Source organism: Pedococcus bigeumensis (genome assembly GCF_006438965.1).
In the GTDB taxonomy this organism is placed as follows: domain Bacteria; phylum Actinomycetota; class Actinomycetes; order Actinomycetales; family Dermatophilaceae; genus Pedococcus; species Pedococcus bigeumensis_A.
Window position 1 is genome coordinate 309,730 of the sequence record NZ_RCZM01000003.1, and the last position, 18,515, is coordinate 328,244.

9 protein-coding genes are annotated in these 18,515 nt (G+C 70.4%); all 9 read right to left on the minus strand.

Features of this window, described 5'->3' with window-relative positions; translation table 11 throughout:
- Positions 1–58: 58 nt before the first annotated feature.
- Complete coding sequence (locus EAH86_RS09895) at positions 59–535, minus strand: hypothetical protein (RefSeq protein ID WP_140739875.1); 477 nt, start codon at positions 533–535, stop codon at positions 59–61.
- An 81-nt stretch (positions 536–616) separates the two neighbouring features.
- Positions 617–1,717 (minus strand): hypothetical protein, encoded by a 1,101-nt coding sequence (locus EAH86_RS09900; protein WP_140739877.1) that lies wholly within the window; start codon positions 1,715–1,717, stop codon positions 617–619.
- Between the two features lie 123 nt (positions 1,718–1,840).
- Positions 1,841–2,140, minus strand: coding sequence for a WXG100 family type VII secretion target (locus EAH86_RS09905; protein ID WP_140739880.1), 300 nt, complete (start codon positions 2,138–2,140; stop codon positions 1,841–1,843).
- A 96-nt stretch (positions 2,141–2,236) separates the two neighbouring features.
- Positions 2,237–2,506 carry a hypothetical protein gene (locus EAH86_RS09910; protein WP_140739894.1) on the minus strand — a complete coding sequence of 90 codons (270 nt, stop codon included), beginning with the start codon at positions 2,504–2,506 and terminating at the stop codon, positions 2,237–2,239.
- Between the two features lie 168 nt (positions 2,507–2,674).
- The gene (locus tag EAH86_RS09915) at positions 2,675–7,165 is read right to left on the minus strand and encodes an FtsK/SpoIIIE domain-containing protein (RefSeq protein ID WP_140739897.1); all 4,491 of its coding nucleotides are present in this window, start codon (positions 7,163–7,165) and stop codon (positions 2,675–2,677) included.
- The gene (locus tag EAH86_RS09920; RefSeq protein WP_140739900.1) at positions 7,162–9,591 is read right to left on the minus strand and encodes a transglutaminase-like domain-containing protein; all 2,430 of its coding nucleotides are present in this window, start codon (positions 9,589–9,591) and stop codon (positions 7,162–7,164) included. The genes EAH86_RS09915 and EAH86_RS09920 overlap by 4 nt, the downstream gene beginning before the upstream one ends.
- Positions 9,588–11,105, minus strand: coding sequence for a DUF58 domain-containing protein (locus EAH86_RS09925; RefSeq protein WP_140739903.1), 1,518 nt, complete (start codon positions 11,103–11,105; stop codon positions 9,588–9,590). The genes EAH86_RS09920 and EAH86_RS09925 overlap by 4 nt, the downstream gene beginning before the upstream one ends.
- A 2-nt stretch (positions 11,106–11,107) precedes the next feature.
- On the minus strand, positions 11,108–12,076 hold the full coding sequence (locus tag EAH86_RS09930; RefSeq protein ID WP_140739906.1) for an AAA family ATPase: 969 nt from the start codon (positions 12,074–12,076) through the stop codon (positions 11,108–11,110).
- A 93-nt stretch (positions 12,077–12,169) separates the two neighbouring features.
- The gene (locus EAH86_RS09935; protein WP_140739909.1) at positions 12,170–18,511 is read right to left on the minus strand and encodes an Ig-like domain-containing protein; all 6,342 of its coding nucleotides are present in this window, start codon (positions 18,509–18,511) and stop codon (positions 12,170–12,172) included.
- Positions 18,512–18,515 lie beyond the last annotated feature (4 nt).

The following is an 18,515-nucleotide window of genomic DNA, read 5'->3' on the forward strand; positions in this document are numbered from 1 at the left end:
GGTGGGTGCGCGAGGCACGGCGACGGCATACCGCACTGCACGTCGCAGCGCCGGGAGCTCAGCGGGTGATGCGGGTGGAGGCGATGACCTGCTCCACGACGGGCACGTCGACGTCGACACCGGCGCCACCGGCCGACCCGGTGACGTGCACGAAGTCCTGCAGCGAGTCCTCGCGCGGCAGGCTGGCGAACGCGTGGATCTGTCGGATGGTGCCGAACTGGGGGTCGACCCACGAGACATCGACGCGATGGAACTCCTGGTCGTTGATCTGGACCGGGTGCACCTGACCGACCTCGGCCTGGGGTCGGGAGTCAACCGAGCCGCGCAGCTCCATCAGGGCATCCGCCGGCTGGTCGTTCTCGGGCCGGGTCCCCAACCGGACGATGACGTTGGGGGTGAAGTCGGCGTTGGCCTCCGTCTGCTTGGCAGCGAGGGCCACGGCCGGTGCGGACACCGGTTCCCAGGTGTCGGGCACGTCGATGCTCACCGCGGGAGGCGCGGGGAAGCGATCGGAGGGGAAGCTGAGGGTGCTCATGGTGCCCTTTCATGGCTGGTCGAACGACTGTGCTCAGGGTAGTCAGCGAGGGTCAGGGACCCGGACCGGCGACGACGTGGTCTACCAGGGCGGGTCGAACCCGATGTCGAACTTGATGCCGCCGCCGATGCCGAGGGTGGCCCCGACGTCGACCGAGACGCCGATGTTGTCGCTGCTGATCTCGGCGTCTGCCTCGGCGTGGGCTCCGATGCCGTAGGAGATCTCGCCGCCGACCCCGACGTCGACCGGACCGAGGTCCTGGCTGACCGAGGCCTCGCCCTTGCCGCCCACGAACACCTCGCCGCCGACGTTGGCCTTGGCCCCGTCGAGCCCGAGCTTGACGCCGGCGTCGGCGTTGGCCTCGGCGCCGGCGTAGGCGGTGCCCTCGACCTGGGTGCCGTGGCTGTTGGAGTAGGAACCGCTCACCTTGGCGACGTAGGCACCCGCCATGACGCCGCCCGACGCGACCAGGCCCTCCTTGGAGATGCCGACCTCGTAGTCGGCCTTGCCCTCGGTGCCCAGCAGCTCCCCAGAGAGGTGGTTGCCGTCCTCGTCACCCCAGGTCCCGCCGATGAACTCCTTGTCCCAGAGCTGCTTCTCACCGTCGGCGACCGTCATGCCGACGTTCAGCTCGGGCTTGTCGAAGCCGCCCTTGTCCCAGACACCCTCACCGTCACGGTGCTGGCCGTCCTCGTCCTCGTCGTCGACCCCGTCGTCGTCCTGGTCGTCGTCGTCCTCGGGGTCGTCGTCGCGGTCGTCGGGGACCTTGTCGTTGTCGTCGTCCTTGTCCTTGTCCTTGTCGTCCGGCGTGCCGTCGTTGTCGTCGTCCTTGTCGTCGGCGTCGGGGGTGCCGTCACCGTCACTGTCGCCGCCCCCGTCACCATCCCCACCGCCGCCGGGTCCGGTGACTCCCGAGGCGAGCTCCTGCTCGCCGATCTCGTCGCGCAGCTTCTTGGCGAGCTCGTCCACCCCTCCGGTGCTGAGGTCCAGGCTGTGCCGGGTCGTCGGCCAGGCGTTGAAGAAGGTGCTGGCGTCGTCGCCCTCCCACACCCAGCGGAGCTGGCGCACGGCCTTCTCGGCGTTGGCAGTGGCGTCGGTCAGCTCCCCCTGCACCCGAGACAGCTGTTCGGCGATGGAGCGAACCTTCTGGTTCTCCATCCCCTTCTTGTCCGTGCCGCCCATGCTGCTCTGCCTTTGCGAGAGGTGCCGCGAGGGGCACGTGGTGGATCGAGGTCATGCCGGTCGATCGAGGTCACGCCGGTGGCTGCCTGGTGTGGGACCAGGGCAGCCACCGGCGTGCGGGCCTCAGTTCGAGGCGGCCTTCTGCTCGGCGACCTCGGCCTGCAGACGCTTGTGCATCTCCGTGACGTCGAGGACGGTCTGGTCGATGTGGTTGGCGTCGGACTTCCACTGGGACTGGAACCGGTTGGAGTCCGGGCCGTGCCAGCTGCTGGCCAGCTTGTGGGCTGCCTGGTCGGCGTCCTGCTTGGCGTGCTGGAGGTCGGCCTTGGCCTTGCCGAGACGAGAGACGACGTCCTGGACCTTGGCCGGGTCCATGCCCTTCTTCTCGCCGCCGCCGCCGCCACCATCGGGAGTGGGAAGCATGGTGTTTCTCCTTTGCTACGAAGTTCGTGGTTGGTGTTGCTCTGGTGTGCTGCTGTCGTGCGTCTCGCTGTGGTGCCTCGTGTGGAGCCCCCCGGCTCAGTTCGAGGTCTGGTCCTGCTGCTTGGCCTCGGTGCGGATCTGGTCCGCAGCCTTGCTCAGGCCACTCGCTGCCTTGGTGAGGTCCGCGGCATACTGCCCGTTCCACTTGGTCTCGAACTTCTTCTGGTCCTCACCCCACCAGCTGCTCTTGAGCTGACCGATCAGGTCGTCGATCTCCGACTTCGCCTTCTTGATCTTCTGGGCGGAGTCGTCCAGGACGCCGGCCTGGGTGCGGGCGACGCCCGTCTGCATGGACAGTTCAGCCATGACATTTCCCCTCTTCTTGTCGCGAGCACCTGCTGTCCTCGCGGTGTGTGGTTGAGCTGGACAAGCCTTGATGTGCACAAACTATGGGCGGATCTGTGGGGGCTCAATGGGGAGGACTCCCCACCGAACGCCGCGCTGCGGCACCAGTGGCTTCTGGCGCAACCTTCCTCAGGTGGGGCCGTGGCCACCCCCTGTCGGGCTGGTGGGCAGTGGCTGCGCCACCTGGAGAAGTTCTGGGTTCCCACGTCGGACCAGGAAGCCACGGCCCTCGAGGAGCTGGTCCCGGCTCACGCCGCGGTAGTCGGCGGCAAAGGCCGCCGCGTCGTCGCCATTGGGCTGCAGCGACAGGCCGGAGCGGGCGGACTTCAACGATCCAGACATGCCGTAGTTGGAGTTGAAGAAGCCCGAATCCGCTTCTGCCACAACGCATTGCTCAGAGTTGATGATCGCCTTGAAAAGCTCGACCAGGTCATCCTCGGCCGACGACCCGTCGAAGTCCTGGGTGCGTTCGACCACGACGAGCATGGTCGCTCCGCCGGGGCCTGCCTCGACCACCTCGTCGGTCAGCCGCTTGGCGAGGGCGCGGCAGTCATCGATGCCGACGGCGTTCTCGGTCCACACACCGGTGGCCCGGGTGAGCACCGAACGGCGTGGGCTGAACAGCCAGCACCGCAGCCCCTCCTGGGCCCGCAGGGCTGCCTGCGCCATCGTGAGGACTGCGGTGGTGCGGCCACTCCCCGACGGGCCGAGGACGATCTGGCTGCCGCGCAGGTCGAAGCCGATGGGGCGCATCGTGGCGGACGACAACCCGATCGCGGGCCGACCCGCTTCGTCGACCGCTGGCAGGTCCTGCAGTCGCAGCGACTCGGGCAGCGACAGGATCGCCGGCGCGTCGGGCACCCCAGCCCTGCGGACTCCCTCGGCGAAACCGTGGATGGCGCGGGCCTGCACGGTGGAGTCCGAGGACCCGCCGAGTACGGCGATCTGCACCTCGCGGTCGTGCACGATGGCCCGACCGGGGGCCGAGTTGAGCGACAGCACGTCCGCGTCGACGTCGAGCGAGAGGTAGTCGTCAACGGTGGCCATCCGCAGCACGACCCGGTTCTGGATCGCCGACGACAGGCCACCCCAGAGGCCGTTGCGCTGGTCGGCCGTCACGACGAAGTGCACGCCCACCGGCCGGCCGTCTCCGGCCAGCGAGGTGAACAGGTCGAGCCAGCGTTGTCCCGCGTGGCTGTCGTAGGCAGCCTGGAAGCTGGTGAGTCCGTCGACCAGCACGAGGATGCGGGGCTCGTCAGGCGCGTTCGCCAGCCGCCGGAAGTCGGTGATGGTGGCGGCGTTGACGGCCGAGTAGCGCAGCGCGCGCTCGTCGATGGTCTCGCGCAGCATGGTCAGCAGCCGCACCACGCGCTCGTGGTCGCTCGCGTAGATGACGCTCCCGACGTGCGGCAGTGGCTCGATCATCGCCAGGCCGCGGTTGCCGAAGTCCAGACCGTAGACGTGGCACGGACCACCGCGGACGGTGAAGCCCGCAGCGACGGCGACGGTCCGCAGGAACGCGCTCTTGCCCGCTCCCGAGGCCCCGAACACCGCGAGGTTGCCCTCGATGTCGGGGCGGAAGCTGATCGCCGGCTGGGTCTGGCTGTCGGGGTCGTCGCTGATCCCGATGACGAGCTCGTCGTCGCGGCGTCTGGTCGGCAGGTCGGCGAGCTCGTAGACGGACGCCATCTCGGGCAGCCACGGCTTGCGTGGGGAGGGGATCTCGGCGGACTCCTGCGCCGCACCGATCTGGGTGACGATGCGCTGGATGTCGGTGGGTCCGAGGTCCTCCCGGACCACCTCGCGGGAGTCCTCGACGACGGGGAGCTCCCAGGCGCTGCCGACACCGAAGCCGAGGGTCTCGACGTCCAGCGACGCAGGCGGCGCCTCGCCGGTGGTCCACCCACCGGCATACCCGGTCTGGAAGGGGGTCAGCCGTCCGGGGCCGGACTTGGAGACGGCGCGACCGGGCAGGGCGGGATCGAAGTAGGCGGCCACGGGAGTGCCGAGCACGTCGTCGCTGTCGGACTCGTCGGCCATCCGCAGGGCCATCCGCAGGTTGGTGTTGGCCCGCAGGTTGTCCTTGATGACACCGGCCGGGCGCTGGGTGGCGAGGATCAGGTGCAGCCCGAGGGAGCGGCCGCGCTGCGCGACGTTGACGACACCGTCGACGAACTCGGGCACCTCTTGGGCGAGGGCGGCGAACTCGTCGACCACGATGACCAGGCTGGGGGGTGCCGCGACCTCGCCGCGGCGCTCGAGCTCGATCAGGTCCTTGGCCTTGTGCTGGGCCAGGATGTGCTCGCGGTGCTTGAGCTCGGCCGACAGGGACGCGAGCGCCCGGCGCACCAGGTGGGGCGACAGGTCGGTCACGAGGCCGACGGTGTGCGGCAGGTTGACGCAGTCGCGGAACGCCGAGCCACCCTTGTAGTCCACGAGCAGGAAGGTCAGCCGCTGCGGGGAGTGCGCGACCGCCATCCCGAGGATCCAGGCTTGCAGCAGCTCGGACTTGCCCGCACCGGTGGTGCCACCGACGAGCGCGTGCGGACCGTCGGCCCGCAGGTCGATCGAGAAGGTTCCGGCGGCGGACTGGCCGATGACGGCCCGGAGGTTGCCCGGCTTGGGGCGCGCGACCGGTCCGGCGGCATAGGGGCCGGTGAGGATGGAGCGGTTCTCGCCCCATCGCTCGATGACCGGTCCGGGGGCCTCGGCGAGCTCCTGTCCCACGATGTTGAGGAACGACACCGATCTCGGCAGGTCGCTCTCGTCCTCGACCGGGACACCCGAGTCGATGAGGGGTGCCATCTGGCGACTGAGCCGCTCGACCTCCGGCGCCTCCACGTGGTCGGCGTCGACGGGCATCCGCACGACCGCCTCACCGACGTAGCCGACGACGGCGTCCCCCGGCTGGGGGCCCTGCTCGACGAAGGTGCGGCAGGCCGCCGGCAGGGTCGCAGTGGTCGGCGACACCCACAGGACGACGATGCCGTGCCGCCAGCCGCGCTCGGCGAGCTGGACCAGGCGACTGCGCTCCACCGGGGCGTCGTCCTCGACGATGAGCATGATGATCGGCCGCCCGGCGGGCAGCCGCGGTGGCTTGAACTTGCCCTGGACCGGGCCGGTCGCGTCGTCCTCCAGCTCACGGGCCGGCTCGCTCGTCGCGATCAGCTCCTCGATCTCGGTGAGCAGGGACAGGCTGGCGGGCCCTGTGTTGGCCAGGTGGCGGGCGTCGATCGGGCTGTGCGGGGAGGCGGTGTGCGGGACCCACTTGAGCCAGTCCCAGTCACGCGCGGTGGCCGGGGAGCCGACCGCAGCGACGACGAGATCAGCCGGGGAGTGCAGGGCGACGGCCTGGACGACGACCGCGCGAGCGGCTTCGAGCGCGCGCTGGCGCGGACCTGAGATGCCGATGGCGCCGCTGCGCAGGGGCTCGGCGACGACCGGGACCGGCTCGACGGCACCCATCCCCTCGACCGCGCGGGACGCCTCGAGCCACGCCTCGGCGCGGGAGCGGCCGAGCTCGGGGAGCTTGAGGGTGTTGCGCGACGGCAGCTGGCCCAGGCCGAGCCGGAACTCGCAGAACCCGGGGTCCCCGGGACGCCTGGTCCACAGCAGGCTCGAGGCACTCCCGACGGCCTCGACCGCCTCGCTGCTGGCGGGGTGCTCGGCCTGCCGGCCGGCCACCTCGCGCACCTGCTCCTCCTCGAGCTGCTCCACCATGATCGCGAGGTCCTCGCGGAACTCGACGAGGGCCTGCTCGTAGTCCTTGCGGGCGGTGCGCCGGGCCTCGAGGTAGTGGCCGAAGAGCATGGCGGGGGTGAGCAGGATGAACAGCAGGAACATCGGGTTCTTGAGCGCCACCGCGAGCGCCACGCCCATGAGCATCGGCACCGCTGCAGCGATCCACGGCGGACGTTCCGGCTTGGGTCGCTCGGGGAGCGCGGGCACGGGGAACTCGCGGCCGACGTAGAGCGGCGCGATCCGGGGCGAGCGCGAGAACGGCAGCGACGTGCCGCGCGCGGCCGCCAGCCCGGTGCCGCCGCCGGCGATGCGGACCTCGACCTCGGTCTCGCCGATCTTGAACCGGTCGCCGCTCTTGAGGACGGCCCGGTCGACCTGCTGGCCCTGCACCTGGATGCCGTTGGAGGAGCCGAGGTCGATCACCTCGATGATGTCGGTGACCAGCAGCCGCGCGTGGCGGCGCGACACCTGAGCGTCGCTCAGCTGGATCTCGCAGCCCCGACCACGACCGAGGTATGCCGTGCCGGCACCGAGCGGGACCTCCCGGCCGGTGTCCGGCCCGGCCACGATGACGGCCGTGGCCACCGACTGGCCCTGGTCGGCATACCCCTCGGTGCGGCGGGTGACGGCGACGTGGGCACCGGAGCGCAGTCCGCTCTCGGCGATCGTGGCGCGCGGGTCGACCGCGCGGTAGCCCTCGGCCACGTGGGACAGCGTGAAGTCACCGAGCCCCGGCTGCGGCGGCGCAGATCCGGCGCGCGTCGGGTCGGCGAGGACGAGGTACTCGGCCAGCTGTCCGACGGTGGTGGTGCCGTCGACGGTGGCGACGAGGTCGGTGTCGACGTCGCCGGAGGCACGCAGGGTGAACTTCAGCTTCACGGGGTAGCAGTCCTCCGGGTCAGGGTGGCGAACGAGGGCAGCGTGCGTCGGCCCTCGCCGGGAGTCTCGGGGCCGCGGGCGAAGAGCGGGCGGGGGTCGATGTCGGAGCGCAGCCGGCGCCAGAAGTCGCAGTTGGCGCGAAGGTCGCCCCGCGCCTCGTTCGTCGACTTCCAGTAGGCGTCGGCATCCGACACCTCAGGGGTGCCCGGCCCGAAGATCAGCGCATTCGCCTGCACAGCAAGGGAGTTCGCGCTCGGGAGTCGGTGCAGCGCGGCAGCCTGCTCGAGCCGGGTCGACCGGCGGGGCAGCGCGTGACCGAACGACTTCGCGCTGTTCATCAGGTCGTCCCACGCCCACGCAACCCGGGCGGTCGCGGTGCCACGGGTGGCGTGCCGACGCCGGCGCCACGCCTTCGCGCCCCGGATCGCCCAGTAGAGGGCCACTAGGACCAAGAGGGGCAGCAGGACGTAGAAGACCAGGAACCGCAGCCACGCCGGCCAGGACGAGGGGTCGAACAGCTTCTTCGGGGGCTTCTTCAGGTTCACCGCGTTCTGGGCCTGGTCCGGGCCCTGGAGCACGCTGGGCGGGTTGACGCCGGCCGGCGGCGGCACGAGGGCGCCGATCTTCTGCTCGTCGGTCTTGGACTGCAGCTGGTTGGGCTTCTGGTTGCGGTCCGGGAGGAACGTCTTGGACAGCAACGGGATCCAGCTGCCGGTGTCGTCCTGGACCTCGACCCAGGCATGGACGTCCTTGCCCTTGATGACGCCGCCCTCTGGCAGCTCGGCGCCCATGACGACGCGGGTCGGGATGTCCAGGCGGTTGGCCACCAGGGCGAGCGTGGCGGCGTACTGCTCGTCGTCGCCCGCCAGCTGGGTCACCCCGACGAACCGAGCCAGGCGGCCGCGCGAGTGGCCGGGGAGGTAGTAGCTCTCGACCGAGTTCTTGGTGCCACCGTCGGTGTAGGCGCCGTCGTTCCGCATGGCGCCCGCGACGGCACGCAGCTCCTCCCACGGGCTCACGGCATCGCGGGTCCAGGCATCGACCTTCGCGTCGAGGAAGCTGAGCTCCTGGCTCTCTGTGAGGTTGCCGCTCGCCGGCGACAACGACGCCGGGAGGGTGTCCCGCACGACCTTGGTCGGCAGGAGCACGTTCATCGTGTAACGGTCCCCCGCGCCGACCTTGTCGGGGACGATGGCGGTGCTCGTGTCGACGTTGAGCCACAGCCGTGACGCCAGCAGGTCGGCCCGTCCACCGGCGAACTTGACCCCGGTCACCTGACCCACGGTGGGCAGCCACACGTCGGAGTAGCCACCCTCGGGAATGGTCACCTGCAACGACGCCGGCTTGCCCTCACCGCGGGCGCTCACCCGCTCGCCGACCTGCTGGAACGCGGTGCCCGGGTCAGGCGAGTCGACGCCGGCCCGCGAGCCCGCACCCCACACGCCGCCGTCGTAGTAGTCGAGGGTCGCGAAGCGGACCGGGGTGCCCGCCGGGGCACCGGTGATCCGCATCAGCTCGGTGTCGAAGAGCTTGGCGTCGTTGGGCTCGGTGTACTTGCGGAAACCCGCGAGCGGGCTCGGGTAGGCAGCGATGTCGAACGGCGGGACCACCTCGGTGCGCGCCACCCGGCGCAGGTCACCGTCGGTGCCTGGCAGGTGCGGACCCGCGAGCAGCCCGGCGACGGCGGCCAGCGCGAGCAGGCCGGTGCCGATACCCAGGCGAGCGCCACGACCCGCGCCGTTCTGCAGGGGCGCGCGCGACCGCGTGCTGCGCACGATCATCCAGCCGATGGCAGCCAGCCCGAAGGCAACGCCCTGGGCGATCAATGAGGCCGGTTCGAGGGTGCCGAGCACGATGGTCAGGGCGAGGGCCGCGAGCGGGGGCACCACCACGGCATACCCGTGGCTGCGGCGGCGAGCCACGGTGTAGGTGACGGCCGCGGCGACGAGGCCGACGATGAGCGGCAGGGCGAGCAGCGTGACGGTGGCGTCCACCGGCGGGAGCAGGGTGAGCAGCCGCTTCCACCCGTGCACGGCTGCGGCGGCGAGGTCGCGGAAGGTGCGCCCCGTCGGGAACACCCCGAGCGCGAGGTGGTCGCGGACCGCGAGCGGCCCACCCAGGAGCAGGTATGCCGCGGTGAGACCCAGCAGCGTCACCACCGACGGCAGCCGGAAGGCGGTGACCACGTGGGCAACCAGCAGGCCCAGCAGCAGACCACCGACGGCGGCCAGGATCCACTCCCAGCCGAAGAACACAGTGCGGAAGCCAAGGAGCGCCAACCCGACCAGCAGCGCCGTGAGGCCGAGGTCGACGAGGTCGTCGCGCGAGGGCACCAAGGTGGTGCGCAGGCCGGCGATCCGGTCGGCGCGGGTGCGCTCGGTGGGCATCATCGACTCGCGGGGAGGCGCGAGCGGGGAGGCGCTCATGAGGCCATCACCCCCATCAGCACGGCAGGCAGGTCGGCCAGGCCGTGGATGTTCATCAGGGTGATGCCTCCGACATTCTTGACACCGACGCGCTGGTCGCGGTCGATCGTGAGGGCCACCCGCAGGACCTCGGTCTCGAACCGGCCGAGCGCCCGCTGGACCTGGATGAACGGGGTGCCCGAGCCGGTGACCAGGACGGCCATCGAGGTGTCCGGGGCGAGGGACAGTCCCTCGCCCGCCATGGCGTAGAGGTCGCTCGGGCCGAGCTCGACCCGGGCGAGCGCATCCATCGCCAACGGGGCGCTGGTGCGGGACGCGGTGGAGTCGCGGCAGACGATGGTGAAGTCCTGCTCGTCCATGTGGGCCCGCTTGCCGACCGAGGCAGCCACCTCGATAGCGGTTTCGGCGTCCTCCTCACCGCCCGCGTACCTGTCGGGGTCGGCGTCGACGACGAGCGTCAGGTGCGATCGGCGGGTGTCGAGGAACTGGCGCACCAGCAGGCGTCCGGCCTTGGCCGAGGAGCGCCAGTGGATGTAGCGGCGGTCGTCCCCGGGCTGGTACTCGCGCAGGGCGTGGAAGGCGAGGTCGGACATCGACATCTCCTGGGTGGTCTCACCCTCGAGGTCGCGCAGCAGTCCGGCGCCGAGGCTCTCCAGCGAGACGGTGCGGGGGTGGACGAACAGCTCGGTGACATCGGTCCAGCGCAGCGTCCGCCGCACGATGCCCAGCGGGTCGCCCTGGATGGTCGAGGCGGGCCCGACCGCGATGACACCGCGACGCGCGGTGGGGACGACGAACAGCTCCTCGTGGGCCTTGCCCGACCCCAGTGGAGGCAACGTGAAGCGGGCGGCCGTGATGCCGACCGGCAGCTCGACCAGCAGGGGCAGCATGCCCCGCTTGGACTCGTTGGTCACCGAGATCCGGCCCGTGGCCGGTTCCCCGACGGTGACGCGCAACGGATCCACCTCGGTGTCGATGCGCACCCGGGTGCGACCCACCGCAAGCAGAGCGCAGCACAGCACCAGGGCGATGGCCGCGGCGCCGATCATGCCCCACTCGTCCCAGTCGGTGAAGGCGGCGACCAGCCAGCACGCGGCACCCAGGGCGAGGATGCTCCACCCGAGCGGCGAGACCCAGCGCAGGAACGCCGCGACCGGTCCCCAGAGAGGACTTGTCGCCGCACGCAGTCCCTCGGTGCGCTTGGCGAGCGCGCCCGAGGCCTGTCCACCGGCGCGGGCGAGGAACGTCGGAAGCTTCGGCCGGGGCACCGTGATGGTGGGCAGCGTCGGCAACCTCCGCGGACGGGTGGCGCTGACGCCCGACGTCGCGGGCGACCCGGCATACGGAGGCGGAGCCAGGGGGGAGCCCACTGGCGCCGTCGGGGCAGGACCGCCCGACCGACGCTCCCTTTTGAGGTCGGCTCGGCGGGTGGTGTGGCCCGCGTCCTCGGCGAGCTGGGCAGGGTGGTGCCCCCGCTCCGGCCCTGAGGTCTGCCCCGGGTTCTGCTCGGTCATGCTCAGGCGACTCGCTCAGCGGGCGGGGCGACTTCGGACAGGATCTGGGTGATGACCTGGTCGACCGTGATGTTCGCGAACTGGGCCTCGGCGGTCAGCAGCAGGCGGTGGCACAGGATCGGGTGGCTGATCAGCTTCACGTCGTCGGGGATGACGTGGGTGCGGCCCTGGCTGGCTGCCCAGGTCTTGGCGCAGCGCACGAAGGCGAGGCACCCACGGACCGACAGGCCGAGCTTGATCGAGACGTGACGACGCGACTCCTCGGCGATGCGCGAGATGTAGGCCAGGATCGCCGGGTCGACGTGCACCTCGTCGGCGAGGGCGGCCATCTCGGTGACGACGTTGCTCGTGACGACCGGTTCGAGCGCCTTGGTCCGGTCCCGGGTCTTGGCGTCCGCGAGGACCGCGACGGTCGCCTCGTGGTCGGGGTAGCCCAGGCTGGTCTTCATGAGGAACCGGTCGAGCTGTGCCTCGGGCAGCCGGTAGGTGCCGGCCTGCTCGATCGGGTTCTGGGTGGCGATCACCATGAACGGCTCACCGACGGGGTGCGGGACACCGTCGACGGTGACCCGGCCCTCCTCCATGACCTCGAGCAGCGCCGACTGCGTCTTGGGGGAGGCGCGGTTGATCTCGTCGGCCAGCACGATGTTGGCGAAGATCGGTCCGGGGTGGAAGTCGAAGGTCTGCTTGGCCGGGTCGTAGATCGTCACGCCGGTGACGTCGCTGGGCAGCAGGTCGGGCGTGAACTGGACCCGGCTGTTGGTGCCCTGCACGGTGCCCGCCATGGCCCTGGCCAGCTGGGTCTTGCCCGTGCCCGGGAAGTCCTCCAGGAGCAGGTGCCCCTCGGACAGCATGCAGGTGAACGCCAGGCGGATGACGTGCTGCTTGCCCAGGACGGCCTTGTCGACGTTGTCGACCATCTGGGTGAACGCCTGGGCGAACCACTGGGCCTGGTCATTGGTGACGGTCATCGGTGCCTGTCTCTTTCATGTGATGGTCTTCGTGGTGGTCGAGCTGGGTATGCCGGTTGGGCGGCGACTGCGAGCGGGCGGGGGCCGAGGCCCCTACCAGATGATGGAGTCGCTCACCCCGTCACAGATCGCAGTGATCCGATGGCCTGGTTGGCCGTAGAAGTTGTCGCTCTCCTTGGTGGCGTTGCCACCCATCGACATGTTGCTCCAGCCCGAGACGGTGCCGCCGTCCTCGCGGAAGGTGCACGTGACGCCCCCGTTGAAGTTGTTGGTGGTCACCTTGATCCAGCGACAGGCGGAACTGCTGCAGCTGCCGTTGCCCGTGTTGCAGGAACGTTGGGAGCAGGTGCTGCCCTTGCCCACGGTCACCGTCGGCGGAGGGTTGGGAATGGTCACCGCGTCAGGGCCTGCCACCGGACTGGTCCACCAGTTGGGTGAGCTGGCGTCTCCCGATCGCCGGTTCGCGATGCTGCGTACCTCGAGCTGGTACCTGCCGGGCGCGCGGTTGTTGATGGTGAACGACTCGCGAGCACCGCCGAGCGACTGCCACCCGCCGTTGTTCAGCGACACCTGGACGTCGCTGATGGCCCGGCCGTCGGTCTGGTTGTTCCAGCGCCAGGTGATGTCAGTGCCGCTGCGCGTGCCGTTGAGGCCGGTCGGTTGCGGAGTCGAGCCGTAGGGGCGGAACGAGTTGCTCGCCGCCGACCAGTCCGACCAGTTGGTGCCGTTGTAGGCGCGGACGGCCAGGGTCCGGTCCTGCGCGGTGCCCAGGCCGGTGAGCGTGAACGCCGTGACCGATCCCTCCGGGCACCCGCACCCGACGCTGCCGGTGCCGGTGCCACTACGCCACTGCAGCTGCGTGAAACCGGTCGACCGGGAGTCGCCCACGCTGACGCGGACCACGGCGTCGCGGTTCGGGGCGGGAGTCGTCACGCTCGGACGACCCGGCACCTCGGGTATGCCGGTGCTGGTGAAGGTGGTGGGGTTGGCCTTCGGACCCTCGATGTCGGCACCGTTGGTGGCCGTCACGACGTAGCGGTAGCTCGCACCGTCATACACGGTGGTGTGGCCGAGCGACCGCGTGCTCGGCGAGGTCGTGCCGATCGCACTCCACCCGCCGCCGTTGCGGCTCTCGTAGACCGTGTACTTGGTCAGCGGCGGACCGTTGGGACGCACAGCCGGCCACGAGATGGTCAGCCGTGAGGAGCCTGCGGCCGGACCGGTGCCGGCGTTCGAGACGGTCGGGGCCGCGACGGCGGGCGGGGTGCCGGCCGACTGCATCTTGACCGCCGGCCCGAACGGGCCGTAGCCGAGCTGGTTCTTGGCGCGCACCTGGACGGTCTGCTCGTTGTCGTTGACCAGTCCCGCGACGGTGGCCCGAAGCGTCGGCGCCACGACGACGGGCTGCTTGACGGTGCCGCTGGCGGTGTCGGTGACCCGCACCTGGTAGGCCGTGACGTCACTGCCCTTCTTGGCCGGTGCGGACCACGCGATGTCGAGCGAGCCGTCACCACGCCCGGCCATCCGCACCCCGGTCACCTGGTTGGGCAGCGTGTCGGGGACGACCGCGTTGCTGGCCCTGCTCTCGGGGCTGCGACCGATGGCGTTCACCGCAGCCACGGTGAAGGTGTAGGACTTGCCGTTCTCCAGCCCGGTGATCGTGCACGGTGAGGCCGAGCAGCTCTGCTCGCGGCCACCGGGCCCGATGACGGTGACGATGTAGCCCGTGATGGGGCTGCCTCCGTCGATGGCCGGCGGCAGCCAGCGAACGCGGGCGAACCCACCGCTGACCCGGTCGGCCTCGGCGGCGACCCCGGTGGGCGCGTCGGGCTTGCCGAGGATCTCGATGGTGCCGCGACCGGCCGCGCTTCGTCCCGGACCGTCGGAGACCGCCACGTCGACGGACGCCTGGCCTCGGGCAGTGGTCGCAGCCGTGACCGTCAGGTCACAGCCGGAGTAGCTCACCGTGAGGCCGGATGCGGCCGGGACGCTGGCCGTCGAGATCGAGCAGTCCGGCTTCTCCAGGGGAGAGTCGAGGTAGGACCGCAGGCTGACGGTCTGCGACGAGCCGGCCTTGAGACCGGAGATCGAGAAGGGCCGCAGCCGCGGCGGCCCCAGGTTGGTGAGGGGGTTGCCATTGGCGTCGGTGCCGACGGGTCCGTCACCGAGCCCGACGACGGACACCTTGATCACGGACTCGGGACCACCCCGGGCCTTGACCACCAGCCGGCCGTTGACGCCGCTCGGTGCGTCCTTGCCCGCCTTGAGCCCGAGGGTCCGGTCTCCCGCACCGCTCCTGGTCAGGTCGACACCCTTGGGCTCCGGGCGCCAGGCGCTCTCGAACTGGACGTCGTCCAGCGTCATCCCGATCGGTACCCAGGCGTGGCACAGCGTGGGCACGTCGATGGTGCGGGCCAGCCCTCCAGCGTTGAGCGACACCGCGAAGTCCGGGCATCGAAGCAGCGGGATCTTGGGTCCGATCTGCACGGGGATCGACACGTAGGCGGTCTTGAAGTCCTTCTGGTCGACCGTCTCCTGGTCGCTCACCTCGAGCATCACCGCGCCCGGGCCGATGTAGCCACCGGAGGAGGTCAGCTTCAGTCCGGAGCGGCCGTCGGCCTCCACCCTCAGCCGGTCCTTGGGCGAGGCACTGAGGTTGTCGGCGGTGGTGATGCTGACGACCCGGGCCCGCGGTGACTTGACGTAGTCGGACAGCTCGACCGACTTCGTCGAGTCCTTGTCCATCTCGATCAGCGCGCCGTTCACGACGAACGGCACGCCGGACTCACCGGTGGGCACGTAGATCAGCGCCATCGCCGTCAGGCCGTCCTCGTCGGTGATGACGTAGGGCACCGTGTAGGGGAACGGCTTGACGTTGACGCGGACCCTGCCGTCGGGCTCCACGGTGCCATCGGGTGAGAGGACGGCGGAGACCTTGAGGGACTCCTGGGGGCCGTCGATGTCGCGGTCGTTCGCGAGCGCGTCGACGACGGTGCTCGTCTCGTCCTTGGTGGGTTTGGCGGTGTCGTCCACCGCGATCGGGGGATTCTTGGCGGTGGGGTCGGGCACGACCGCGATCGTCGACCGGGAGGGGTCGAACAGGCCGTTGCTGATGCCGTAGGTCAGGTGCTGCACACCCGCCTTGGCATCGGGCACCGTGGTGGTGAAGTAGGTGTTTGCCTCGTCCACCTTCCACTTGGCCAGCTCGGACTCGGGGTTGAGGGGCGCCTTGTACTCGAGGTCGATGCTGTCCCCGCGCGCGATGAGGTCGTTGAGGGTGGCGTCAACCGTCACCTTCTTGCCGGGCTTGGCCCGGACCTCGTCCTCGACCGCCACCGGCGGCTGCGGGTCGCCGGGCTGCACCACACCGATGCGCACGAAGCCCCGGCTGGTCCCGCCGAACCGGTCACGGACCTCGTAGTTGAGGACCTCGGTGCCGGCCGCGGTCGGGTAGGCCTCGTACTTGATCGTCGACGGGCCGAAGCCGGTCACCCGGCCGTACCGGAGGTCGACGGCCCCGCTGGCGTCCCCGACCAGGCCCACGACGGTCACGCTGTCGCCATCCGGGTCGACGCCCGAGGAGGGCACCGTGATCGTGAGTGGGTCACCGGCCGTGACGCTGGTGGAGAAGCTGCGGGCCACCGGCGGCTGGTTGGGTGTGCCAGCCGAGGGCAGCGGCATCACGGTGACCGCGATCCGTCCGGTCGTCGCCTTCTGCTTGTCGCCGATCGGGTAGACGGCGTACTCGACCGTCACCGTCTCCTGGACCTTGGGGCTGCGGTTCTTGGGGATGAAGCGCACGACGTTGCCGGAGGCGAAGGCGTCGCCCGCGCCGTTGATCACCTTGACGCTGGCGGGGTCGAGCACCAACGGGATCCCGTCGGCCATGCTGTCGTTGTCCATGACCGGGATGGTCACGGTGTCCTGGGCTCGGACCACCGCCTGGTCGTCCCCGACGATCGGCACGTTGCGGTCGTTGGCGGGGAACTGCGACACGGCCACCTGCCCGGTCGTCGACTTCACGCCGTCGCTGATCGTGTAGGTGACGGTGCCGGTGCGTGGGCGGCCGCTGGGGCTGGCTGGGTCGAGCGCCTCGATGCGGACCCAGCGCCCCTGGTAGATCGAGGGCCGCAGCCAGGCGTTGGCCGTGGTGACCGTGACCGAGCGGGTGACGAGCACGTCGGCCCGGGGGCTGTAGTCGTTGGCCAGCACGTCGGTGAGCACCGGCGTCTGGTCGCGCAGCGTCGCCGAATCGGGCACCGCCACCGGAGGGGCATCGGGGCTCGGGTCGGCGATCAGGTCGACGCGCACCCGGCCTGCGGCGATGCCGCCACCCACCTGGGCGCCGTAGGTCATCTCGAAGGTCCCTGGCGTGGCACCGGTGATCGTGACGACGCCGGTGTCGAGGTCGGTGTCGACCTGGACCGCGCTGGACTGCAGCTCGCGGCTGAGTCGCAGCTTGGCGTCGGGTTCGCTGGGGTCGGCACCCGGGATGTCGTTGCCGAGCGGCTCGATCTGGAGCGGCTTGCCCACGACACCACGGACGACATCGGGTTGGGTCTCGGGCTTCTGGAGCGGCTCGTCCGGGCCCATCACCTTCACCGTCACGGTGCCCTTGGTGCTGTTGCGCCCGTCGCTGACGGAGTACTCGATCCCCTGGGTGCCGGGCTTCATCGGCGCCAGCACGTTGAGCCGGCCGAGGCCGTCGACCGACGAGCCCTCGCCGATCGCCTCCAGGCTGAGCGAGTCGCTCTCCGGGTCGCGCCAGTCGCCAATGACCTGCACCGGGAGCAGCTTGCCGCGGATCACGGGGTAGACCGTGCGCGACAGGGTGGCCGTGCCGGGCCGCAGGGTCGGCGGGCTGTTGACGTCCTCGGGCACCATCGTGACCGTGACCTTGGCCTCCGACTTCTGGATGGCCTTGCCGTTGTTGATCTTGTAGGTGAACGAGAACGACTGGCGCTCGGGCTCCTCCGGGATCGCCACGTCGATGCTCTGCCCGTCGGCAGCGACGCTGGCCGTGACCCCGGCCATGTCCACCGGACCGAGGTCGCTGGGGTTGATCGCCAGGACCGAGCCCGCCGCGTCGGTGTCGTTGTCGAGGACGTGCAGCTTGGACGTGCGACCCGGACGTGCCTTGAGGTTGTCGGGCTTGGCCTGGGGAGGCTGGGCCACCGACGTCTCGTCGATGAGGTTCTCGTTCTTCTTCTTGTTCTGCTTGTCCGTCTTCGGTGGCGGGATCAGAGAGTCCCACTCGTCGAGCTTCTTCGGCTTGCTGTCGAGGTCCCACACCTCACCGCCGTCGAGGTCGTTGAGGACGACCAGGCCGTGGTTGGTCCGCAGGGAGACGCCTGACTTCACGGCCTCCTTGGTCTCGCGCACGATGGTCACGGCCGGACTCGGCTTCTCGGAGCCGCAGTCCTTGCCGTAGTAGTTGTTGACCGTGCTGGCCCACGCCGCGTGGATGCACGCCCCGGTGCGCAGCGGACGCGACGGCAGCGGCGGCGTCTCGTTGTCGCCGATGGTGACCTCGACACCACCCGTGGCACCCTCGCCACCCATCCCGAGGAGCCGCAACGTCGTCGAGTCCTGCAGGCCCACGGAGTCGGCGTCGGGACCGGGCTGCTGCAACGCGGCATACGCCGGCTGTCCCTCGACGCGCGCCGTGCCACCGTCGACGGCCTTGTCGCTGCCCTGGATCCACAGCTTGTCGTCGCCCGCGCTGTAGACCACCCAGCGCGTGCCCACCGCCGTGATGTCGACGATCTTGGCGTCCCTTAGCTTGATCGACTCGGTGACCGGCTTGGCGAAACCCGTTGCGGTGCGGGCGATAGAGATGACCTTGCCGGTCGCGCCGGAGACGGCGTGGACGCCACCCTTGACGTCCACGGCCAGGGCTGCGACGGCGCCGACGGTCGCGAGCGGCTTGGCGCCGGTGGTGAGTGCCTCGAGGGTGACCAGACCCGCCTTGGGGTCATAGGTCTGGGCCCAGAGCTTGCCGGTCTTGGGGTCGATGATGGCGGCGGTGCCGCCCCGCATGTCGACCGTGCGGGGCACGAAGACCTGCAGGTTGGTGCCGGCCTGCGGAGCGGGAACCGACACCCCGGTGCCCTCGTCGAGTCGGCCCGACTTGGGCTCGATCGGGGTGAGGGAGCCGGAACCGACGACCAGGCCGGCCACCGCGTTGTCGTCCTGGAGGATGTCGACCGGCTCGCCGGAACCACTCGAGGCGGCCACCCCACCGTCGAACTGACCCACGGCCTTGTTGACCCGCGCGAACCGGGCGTCCTTGGCGGACGACACCCAGACCCCGCCGTCGCTGAGCTCCGTCTCGTGCACGGTCTCGCCCTTGGACGTGACCGCGAAGAACGTCAGGCTCGTCGCGGCCAGCGCCACCACGAGACCGGACGCCACCCCCACCCGTCGAGTCGACATCGGA